Source organism: Thioalkalivibrio sp. AKL12, assembly GCF_000377925.1.
GTDB classification, from domain to species: domain Bacteria; phylum Pseudomonadota; class Gammaproteobacteria; order Ectothiorhodospirales; family Ectothiorhodospiraceae; genus Thioalkalivibrio; species Thioalkalivibrio versutus.
Map to the genome: position 1 here is coordinate 20,754 of NZ_KB898909.1, position 9,277 is coordinate 30,030.

5 protein-coding genes are annotated in these 9,277 nt (G+C 63.0%); all 5 read left to right on the forward strand.

What is annotated here, in order from left to right:
- Positions 1 to 587: 587 nt before the first annotated feature.
- Positions 588 to 1,886 (forward strand): TolC family protein, encoded by a 1,299-nt coding sequence (locus tag D579_RS14970; protein WP_231376867.1) that lies wholly within the window; start codon positions 588 to 590, stop codon positions 1,884 to 1,886.
- Positions 1,883 to 3,640 (forward strand): ATP-binding cassette domain-containing protein, encoded by a 1,758-nt coding sequence (locus tag D579_RS0113300; protein ID WP_026289536.1) that lies wholly within the window; start codon positions 1,883 to 1,885, stop codon positions 3,638 to 3,640. The genes D579_RS14970 and D579_RS0113300 overlap by 4 nt, the downstream gene beginning before the upstream one ends.
- Positions 3,637 to 4,812, forward strand: a complete 1,176-nt coding sequence (locus D579_RS0113305; RefSeq protein ID WP_018952300.1) for an HlyD family efflux transporter periplasmic adaptor subunit — start codon at positions 3,637 to 3,639, stop codon at positions 4,810 to 4,812. Before D579_RS0113300 ends, D579_RS0113305 begins: the two co-directional genes overlap by 4 nt.
- Positions 4,809 to 5,687, forward strand: a complete 879-nt coding sequence (locus D579_RS0113310; RefSeq protein WP_018952301.1) for a response regulator transcription factor — start codon at positions 4,809 to 4,811, stop codon at positions 5,685 to 5,687. The genes D579_RS0113305 and D579_RS0113310 overlap by 4 nt, the downstream gene beginning before the upstream one ends.
- A gap of 1,131 nt (positions 5,688 to 6,818) precedes the next feature.
- On the forward strand, positions 6,819 to 9,277 hold a 2,459-nt coding region (locus D579_RS0113315; RefSeq protein ID WP_018952302.1), incomplete at its 3' end, for an Ig-like domain-containing protein.

Sequence of the window (9,277 nt, forward strand, 5' to 3'; positions counted from 1 at the left end):
CCGATTTGCTTCGAAAACGTGTATATGACCAGGCGAGACCTGACATCTACGACCGCATTGCAGGACGTGCTTTTCCATTTACTTTTCGTAAACATAAAAAAGCCCGCAAACGCGCCTGGGGGCGAGATCGAGGGCAAACGTATTAGGAGATACGTGAGTCGAAGAATAGCAGCGAGGCAGCAACCAACGTCTCATACGCCTCAGATTTTAGTATCCGTAATGGAAAGGAACATTCCCGAGTCGGGAGAAGTTTCGGTGCACATAAAAGCGGGGCACGGCATCCTGATGTCGGAAGAGATAGGAAAATGACGGATCGATCGGGCGGAAGTGGATGTTCGGGGCTGCTGATGGCGCCAGCCGGTCGAAATTCAATTTCTTGATAAGACGAGCCGCGGATGTCCGCGGGTCCAACCCCGTAGGGTCTTAAGCCCGACGGCCACAACTCCGTGATTCAGGCGGGGCTGTGGCGTCAGTTCCCTTCTTGTTGACCAACCGGACCCGGAAACCACCACGTGCAAACCGAAGGCGATCACAGCACAGCCTCCATGCTTCCAGGTGCGAGGTGGGTTCGTTGGGGGCTGTTGCTGGTGCTGATTCTGGTGCCCGATGTGGTGCAGTCGGAATGGTACCTGACCCTGAGTGAAGACCCGGGGGCGCACGAGGAGCCGGGTGCACCGGCGGAGGCCTGGTCTTTTGCGGATCTCGCAGCGCTTGCGGCGCAGTCCTATCCCTCGATCACGGCGCGGCTCCAGGAGCGGGAGGCGGCCGAGGGCGATCGCCGCGTTGCGGGCTGGGCACGTTTCCCGACACCGGGGGTCGAGGCCAGCGTCGACGACAATGAGGTTCTGCAGACAGTGCTGAGCCTGCAGCAGCCGTTGTGGACGGGCGGGCGCATCACGGCGGGCATTCAGGCAGCCGAGGCGCGGGAGGAGGCGGCGGTCGAAGAGGTGGACGCGACTCGGCAGGACGTTCTGATCCGGTTGGCTGACAACTTCGCGGAATTGCGAAAACGGCAAAAGCAATTGCGCATTTCGGATACCCATGTCGAAGAACTGGAGGCACTCCAGGCGATGATCGACCGTCGGGTCGCTCGCCGCGTCAGCCCGGAGTCCGATCTGGATCTCGCGAGTTCCCGCCTGGCCCAGGCGCGCTCGGACCGGGCCAGCGTGGTCCAGTCGTTGCGGCGCACGCGGGCCAGCTTGAGTCAGCTTGCTGGAGTGGATGTGACCCGGGTCGAGGAGGGTCGAACGGCCCGCTTCGTCCTGCCGCAGGATCTCCCGAGCGCGCAGTCGTCGGCCGAGGGCACGTCCCCGGTCCTGTCGCGACTGAGCGCGCAGGGTCTTGCAGCGCGGGCGGACGTTCGTACGGAGCGCGCCAACCGGTTCCCGACACTGGCGTTGCGACTGGAGCAACGCGAACAGCGGGGTGACGCGATCCTGCCCGACAACCGCTCCGACACTCGCCTCCTGGTGGTGGTGGAGTCCAACTTCGGGCCCGGGCTTTCGACGGGGGATGCGATCAGTGCCGCTCGCTCTCGGGAATCGGCCCTGCTGGACGAGCGCGAGGCGGCGTTGCGCGATCTGCGAACGGAGGTGGCCGATGCCTGGTACGAGGTGGAGGCTGCGCGCGCCCGACTCGCCAGCGCGCGGCTCAACCGTGACAGTTCCGCACGCGTCGCCGAGTCCTATCGGCGTCAGTACGTGATCGGACAGAAGACCTGGCTGGATGTCATGAACGCCGTGCGCGAGGCGGCGAATGCGGCGCTTTCCGTGGAGGAGGCGCGCGCGGACGAACTGCGGGCCTCGTTGCGCCTTGCGCTGCTGACGGACCGCGCTGAAGCCTTTCTCAATGCCCTGACGGGCCCGATGCGCGAGCAGACCCCATGAGCAGCACGACCGAAGCCCCATTCAGTAAAGCCTCGGATGTTCTCTGGAACGTTGTGGGTCGGCGCAAATGGGTATTCCGCGATGCATTCTTCGCCACGCTGATCATCAACACCCTGGCACTGGCCACCGCCCTGTTCACGATGCAGGTTTACGACCGCGTCATCCCCCATACCGGATTCGAGACCCTGCTCGTGCTGGGAGCCGGGGTGATGCTCGCCCTGCTGTTCGACCTGATCCTCAAGCAGGTGCGCAGCCACATGATGGATCGTGAGGGCACGCAGATCGACATCGAACTGTCGGACTGGTTCTTCCGCAGGGCTCAGGGTGTGCGCATGGAGGCTCGCCCGCCGTCCCTGGGCACGCTTGCCGCGCAACTCAAGGGGCTGGAGTACCTGCGCGGCGTGTTCGGTTCGTCGTCCATTTTCGTCGTGGTCGATGTCCCGTTCGCATTCTTCTTTATCGGGGTCATTGCCTACCTGGCCGGCCCCCTGGCCATCGTGCCCCTGGTCCTGGTGCCGGTTGCGCTGCTCGTGGGCATTCTCTCCCAACGCCGCGTCAGCAAGGCGATTGCCGCCAACCAGGGCCACCAGAACGAGAAGGCGGGCATGCTGGTCGAGGCCATCGACGGGGTGGAGAACATCAAGGCCACAGGAAACGACGCAGCGATCGCCGGTGCCTGGCAGGAGCTACTGGATAAGGCGGGCGCGGATGACGACCGCATCAAGGCCGCCTCCGCGATGTCGTCCAACGTGACGGCAACGCTGCAGCAGATCAGCTACGTGCTACTGATCGCGTTCGGCGCAGTTCTGGCGGTGCGCGGCGAGCTGAGTATGGGCGCGCTGATCGCCTGCGCCATCATCAGCCAGCGCGCCCTCAGCCCGATCGCCCGTTTTCCGTCGGTACTGGTGCAGTGGGAGCATGCACGTGCCGCCCTGCGTAACCTTGACCAGTTGCTGTCGCTGCCGAACGAACAGGACGAACACGACCGTAACCTGGCACCCGAGGTTCTGGATAACAGCCTGAAGCTTGACCGCGTCCGGTTCGCCTATGGCGACAATGACCACCTGGCAATCGACATCCCGAAACTGGAGATCGCGCCGGGCGAGCGCGTGGCGATCGTCGGCGCCATTGGCTCTGGCAAGTCGACCCTGCTCAAGGTGGCCTCGGGGCTGTTTCGACCGCGGGAGGGCCACGTCTATCTGGGCGGGCTGGATGTCGCGCACATCCGCACCGACTGCCTGCGACAGCGTATCGCCTACCTGCCCCAGGACCTGCGTCTGACCCACGGCACCCTGCGGCAGAACCTCCTTCGCGGCATCTCCGACCCGGGAGACGAAGCGATCCTCGAAGCCGCCCGCAAAACCGGTCTGATCGACCTGATCAACGGACACCCGCTGGGGCTGGCCCTGCCGATCACGGAGGGTGGGCGCGGTATTTCCGGCGGACAACGGCAGCTGATCGGGATCACCCGGTTACTGCTCGTGGACCCCGGCGTTTTGCTGCTGGACGAGCCCAGTGCGGCGATGGATGCCACCACCGAGGCCCGTGTGATCCAGCTGCTGAAGTCCATGGGTGAGCAGGGCAGGACCATCGTCGTCTCCACGCACAAGGGCACCTTGCTGCCGCTGGTGGACCGGGTGGTGGTGTTCGCGAACGGGCGCATCGTTACCGATGGCCCGCGCCAGCAGGTGATGGCGGAACTGGCCCGCAAGCGTTCGCAGGGGGTATCGACCGAGGAGAGGAAGGCCGTATGAGCACACCCGACGACACTCGCCGCCGCATCAGTTGGCCCGCACGGCTCCTGATCCCCCTCGTGGCTCTGACGCTGGGCTCTTTTGTTTCCTGGGCCGCATGGGCCGAGATCGACCAGATCACGCGCGTGCAGGGCACGGTGATCCCGAGCTCGCGCAACCAGTTGATCCAGCCGATGGAGCAGGGGCGAGTCGAAGAGATACTGGTTCGGGAAGGCGACCTGGTGCGTGCCGGAGATGTGCTGGTGCGGTTCGACCGCAAGCGGACCGAGGCCATGTACATGGAGACCCGGGCGCAGCTCGCCGCCGAGATGGCAGCGATTGCGCGCCTGACGGCCGAGATGCTCGACAGTGCTCCGGTGTTTCCCCAACTGGTGCGCGAGTATCCGCAGATCCTCGCCAACCATCAGGCGCTGTTCGAGCGCCGGCGCGCAAGCCTCAATGCCGAGCTTGGCGTGCTACGGGATACGCTCGCGATCATCGACGAAGAACTCGAACTGACCGAACCACTGGTGGCCACCGGCGATGTCAGCCAGGTCGAGGTCCTGCGCCTGCAGCGTCAGCGCGCGGAGACCCGCGGCAATATCGTCAACCGCGGCAACCAGTACTTCGAGGAGGCGCAGGCCGAGCTCGCACAGGCCCAGGAGAACCTGGAGGCACTTAATCACCTTCTCGCGCAGCATCGGGAGGTGCTGCAGTACACCGAGATCACAGCGCCCACCGACGGCGTCGTGCGTGATGTGCGTCTGACCACCCGCGGCGGCGTGGCAAGGGCCGGAGAGGAAATCATGCAGATCGTCCCGGTGGATGACGACTTTGTCATCGAGGCCAAGGTCCGGCCGATGGACATCGCGTATGTGCGTCCGGGCCTCGAGGCCAACATCAAGTTCGATGCCTACGACTTCATGATCTACGGCTCGTTTCCCGGCACGGTGGACTACATCAGTATCGATACCCTCGAAGAGGAAGATCAGCGCTCGCGCGAAGAGGAGCCGCATTACCGCGTGCATGTCCTGATGGAAGGCAAGGATCTGGTCGGTCTGGGCCCGGAGCCCGTGCGTATCCAGCCGGGGATGACGGCGACTGTCGAGATCAAGACCGGTGAGAACACCGTACTGGGTTTTCTCACCAAGCCGATCACGCGCGGTATCCAGGAATCCCTGGGCGAGCGATGAGCCAGCGCCGCACCCTCTCGCGTCCCGCGGGCTTCCTTCCGGACGGGCCCGATGCGCGCCCCGAGACGGTGGTTGCGGGCGCCCCCTCGCTTGCGGGTCCCGAGCCCCGCAGTCCAACCGCAATCCCCGAGGAGCACCTGTCGCGCGCGAGCTCTGCGGCGGATCCCACGGTGGGCAAGGCCCCACCGGACCCACGCGTGCTGCTGGCCGCCGCCGACCCCGATGCGCGGGAGCGGTGGCGCCAGGCACTGGCGGAACGCCTGCCCGAATGCGCGGATGCCGCGACAGCGGAGGATCTGGGTGCGGCCCTTGCCGAGCGCCCGCCGGAACTGATCCTCCTCGAGCCCGCCTTCCCGGATGGCTGCGGTCTCGACGTGCTGGCCGGCGGATCGGGTGGATACAGTCCGGGGCTGGTGGTATTCGACGCCTGCGACAATCCGGACCGCTGGCTCGAGGTTGTCCGGCACGGGGCGGATCTTGTTTTGCCGCGGGGGGTGAACGCACAGCTGCTGGACGCGGTTGTGGGCAACCTGCTGGCACGCATCGTGCCGGTCGGCCCGCGGGATGCCTGGCAGCTCGACCGCCTGCGCTGGAATCTTCTGTCGCCGCACGGCCGTCAGATCCGTCTATCGCACCGGGAACAGTCACTGCTGGCCTGCCTCTGTGAGACACCGGGGCAGGCCGTTCCCCGGGAGGCGATCCTGGCCGCCCTGGGCGTCGACCCAAAGGCCTTCGACCTGCGTCGTCTCGAGATCCTGGTGCGCCGGCTGCGCACCAAGGTGCGGTCAGAAGCGGCGCAGGAACTCCCGCTTACCACCGTCAACGGCATCGGTTATGCCTTTACCGCCCCGGCGTGGATTGCGCGCGACGTCTGATCCCGCCGCAAGGGTCTTTTACCGCACCTGATAAGCGACGAGCTTCAGCCAGGCTCAAGGGGACTCGGCTCTCCAGTCGCCCCCTGCTTCGGCATCCGAAATCGCGCAGCGGTGATCCGGGGTCTCCACGGTATGGGGTACCCGTATGTTGGGGCTGGACTGGCGTGTGGAGATCCCGGCTCTTCGCTGCGCTGCGGCCGGGATGACGGAGAGGGGGCTGCGGCAAGGATCACCATCAGGGTGCGTAGCCTCCGGTAGGACCGGGCAGAGGTAAGGGGCCCCGGGGTGGTGACATTCCCGGGAGGGCCTGGATCAAAGTGGCCCGGGGCGGGTCAGGCACGTCTTCGAGAGCGCCCGTTACTGGCGGACGTTCGTCGCCAATCAGGTTACCGCAAGGCGCGCCGGCGATCGGCTCGCATGACCTCGGAGTTGACCGGCTGCGATGCCAGACGCCCCTTTGGCCTGAAGTAGCCCCGCGGCGCGATCTTCTTCGCAGAGTCCCGCCGCATCCGGGTACTTGTGGAATGCCCCCAAATGCAAGGGTCCGGTGCTGCGTTGCACGCCCCGGCACACTTTCTCCGGGACCACCGCCCCCGATTGGGAACGAGTGTTGGAAGGCGTTCTCCGGGAAGCCCAGCACGATCGTCGTCCCCAGCCATATAAGAAGAGCGATGCAAACCCTCGACAAAAGCGCGAGAAAACGCGGCCTCTATTCCAGGGATGGGGTGCCGGCCATCGGCGTTGGATGTTGCCGCTGCCTTTGCCCGATTTCCCGGACGTGCACCGTGGTATCCGTTCGTCATTGAAGCTCGGCGGTTATGGCCAGCCAGTTAGGGATCTTACCGGTTCGCGAAGGACTGATTCGTTGCAGAACGAAATGGTTAGGTTCCAATATGAGAACAGAAAAACCGCGCGGTTAACAATGCCGATCTGAACACACAACGTTTCCATAATTCGTTGCAAAACAGATGTCGTAAAATGTCGTTCTTTATCGTGTATCGTCGCGACAAAAATGCTTCCAATTGCCGCTAACGCATTGTGTAATGCTGGCAGAGAATCCTGCGCACGCACCCGTTTGGATGCGTCCCCTGGTTCACCCAGATTAAATGTAAAGACGCCCGAGGAAAAAACATGTCGACCATGGTCATGGAACGGATTGTCATCGTTGTGCAGCTGGCGGACGGGACTCAGCTTCAGCTGACACCGGCGGAGTTCGAGGGGTATGTCCTGCCGGAAGGCGCGCGCATCACCCTCCTGGATATCGATTCCGGCCGAGCGGTTGACGACCTGAGGATGGCGCGCCAGGGCGATGACCTGATCCTCTCGGTGGACGAAGAAGAACTCGTTCGCCTGGTCGATTTCTATGTGACGCCGGACGTGGCGTTCTTCCCGGATGGCGATCTGTCGGGCGACAGCGTGGCTCAAGCCATTCACTCCGAGAGCGAATACGTGGCGCAAGCCAACGGTGATACAGCGACGGATGCTGGATCGGTTGCTGGCGAAGGCGGCACAACGGGTGGCGGCGGACTTTCCACCGCAGGAGTTATCGGCGGGGTTGCGGCCGCTGCGGGACTTGCCGCTGCGGTGGGTGGGTCGAGCGGCGGCGGGTCCTCAGCTTCCGCACCCGAGATTCCAGCTGGCAGCGTGACCGTCGGCCTGGAAGATCACATCGATACCATTAATCGCAACAATGCCGATGCGGTCGAACTGACTGGCACCACCGAGAATATCGACGAGGGGACAGATGTCGCTCTGGTAATCACGGATGGCAGCACGGAAGTGACTGCCGAAACTACGGTCGATGCGGAGGGCGATTTCACTGCCACAGTCGATCTTAGCGGCCTGGCCGATGGCGAACTGATCATCACGGCAAGTGTCATCGATCAGGCGGGCAACGAGCAGACCGGCAACGCGACGGTCGACCATGACAGCTTCAACGTCATTGCCGACGGCGAAGGGGGTCTTTCCCTTAGTGGCCGCCACATCTATGTCGAAGAAACCCAGGAGGGTGCACGATTCGTCAACTGGCGCGACTTTTCCGCGGACGAGGATGTTGAGCGTGACGGCTCTGACGACCAAGTGGTGTTGCCTGACGTTCCCGGCGAACGTGATAGCGTGGTGGTGACGGAAGACATCTCCGATGTAGTGATTGAAGGCGGCCTTACGGTGTATGCGGACAAGGCGGCGATCGATAACCAAGAAGAGGAAGGAGAAGAAGGCGTCATTCGCGGTGAGGGCAACCTATGGTTGCTGGTGGGTGATATCAATGATCCGGCTCAGACAGACTTTGACGCACAACTCAATATCGAACTCAGCGGCGGCACGCTCACCTTCGATATGCCCAGCGACGATTATGAGCTGACTCTTCTGGATGGCAGTGATATCGACTTAGGTGGGGGCTCCCTGGAGGTGAGCGACGGCAATATCGTTCTTGAGACCGGCGTCGAGATCAAGGGTGCAGCTGTCATTGTTCTGAATTCTAGTCTTGTGGTTTCCCAGGGGCAGATTGAAGGGCTCGGTACCGAGCAAGTGTCCGGAACCGGCGAATTGATCATCACGGTCGAAAGTGACGCGGAAGCCAACGAGGCTTTCGAGTTCTTGACGGACAATGCGGAACTTTTTCCTGAACAGGATGGGCCTGATGTTGTAGTTCGTTCGGCCTCAGAGTCGTTCGACGATGTGAACGTGGATACGGCGGATGTCGATGGCTCCCGCAATCTCTTTCTCGTTAAGCGCACTGACCAACTCAAGGCGGAGATTGACGCGATTGTTGGCGAAGGGACGTTGACCGAAAACCTTGCGACGCTGGTTGAACTGGGTGCGGCGGTCCAGGCTCTTCAGGATCTCGTTGGGAATGTTACTGACAGCGGGGGAAACGACGGTACCACGGTTGGCGAGGAGCTGGATGAGCTTCAGGGGCGTATCGCTGAAGTTTTCGAAATGTTGGGGCCGGTGATCTCGAGTTTTTCCGTAGATGGTGCAACGGGCGAAATATCGGTCGAAGCATTGGATGATGTCGATGGGATGGACGTCACCGGTGTGCGTATCTTCGACGGGGAGACCCTGGTGGGTGGGACCTTCAGTGATGATTCAGACGATCATTTCATTTTCCAGCGAGGCGACTTCGTAGACGGCACGGTTACGTTCCTCCCTGACGACGGGGTCGAGGTCTCGGGTCTGAACTTGACCATCCGTGCGGTCGCCCAAGGGGACACTGGCGTTGAGGTCGAATCGAATGCTGGGTCTGTGTTCGTAACGTACAGCTTCGATAATGTTCCTCCGGCTGCCCCGGTAATTGAGACCTCGGATGCCACCACCAATGCGACCACGCAGCTGGTGGCGGGTACGGCCGAGGCGGGGGTCACGGTGACGCTGCGCGATGGTACCGACGTGCTGGGCACGGCGGTGGCCAACGACGACGGCGCGTGGGCGACCACGATCGAGCTGCCGACCGACGGTGATGTCACTGAGCTGACGCTGACCGCCGAGGCGGTGGATGCGGCGGGCAATGTGTCCGAAGCGGCCGGTGATGAAAGTGACCAGGTGGCGTTCACCATTGACCAGGAGGTGCCGGAGATCGAGATCGTCCG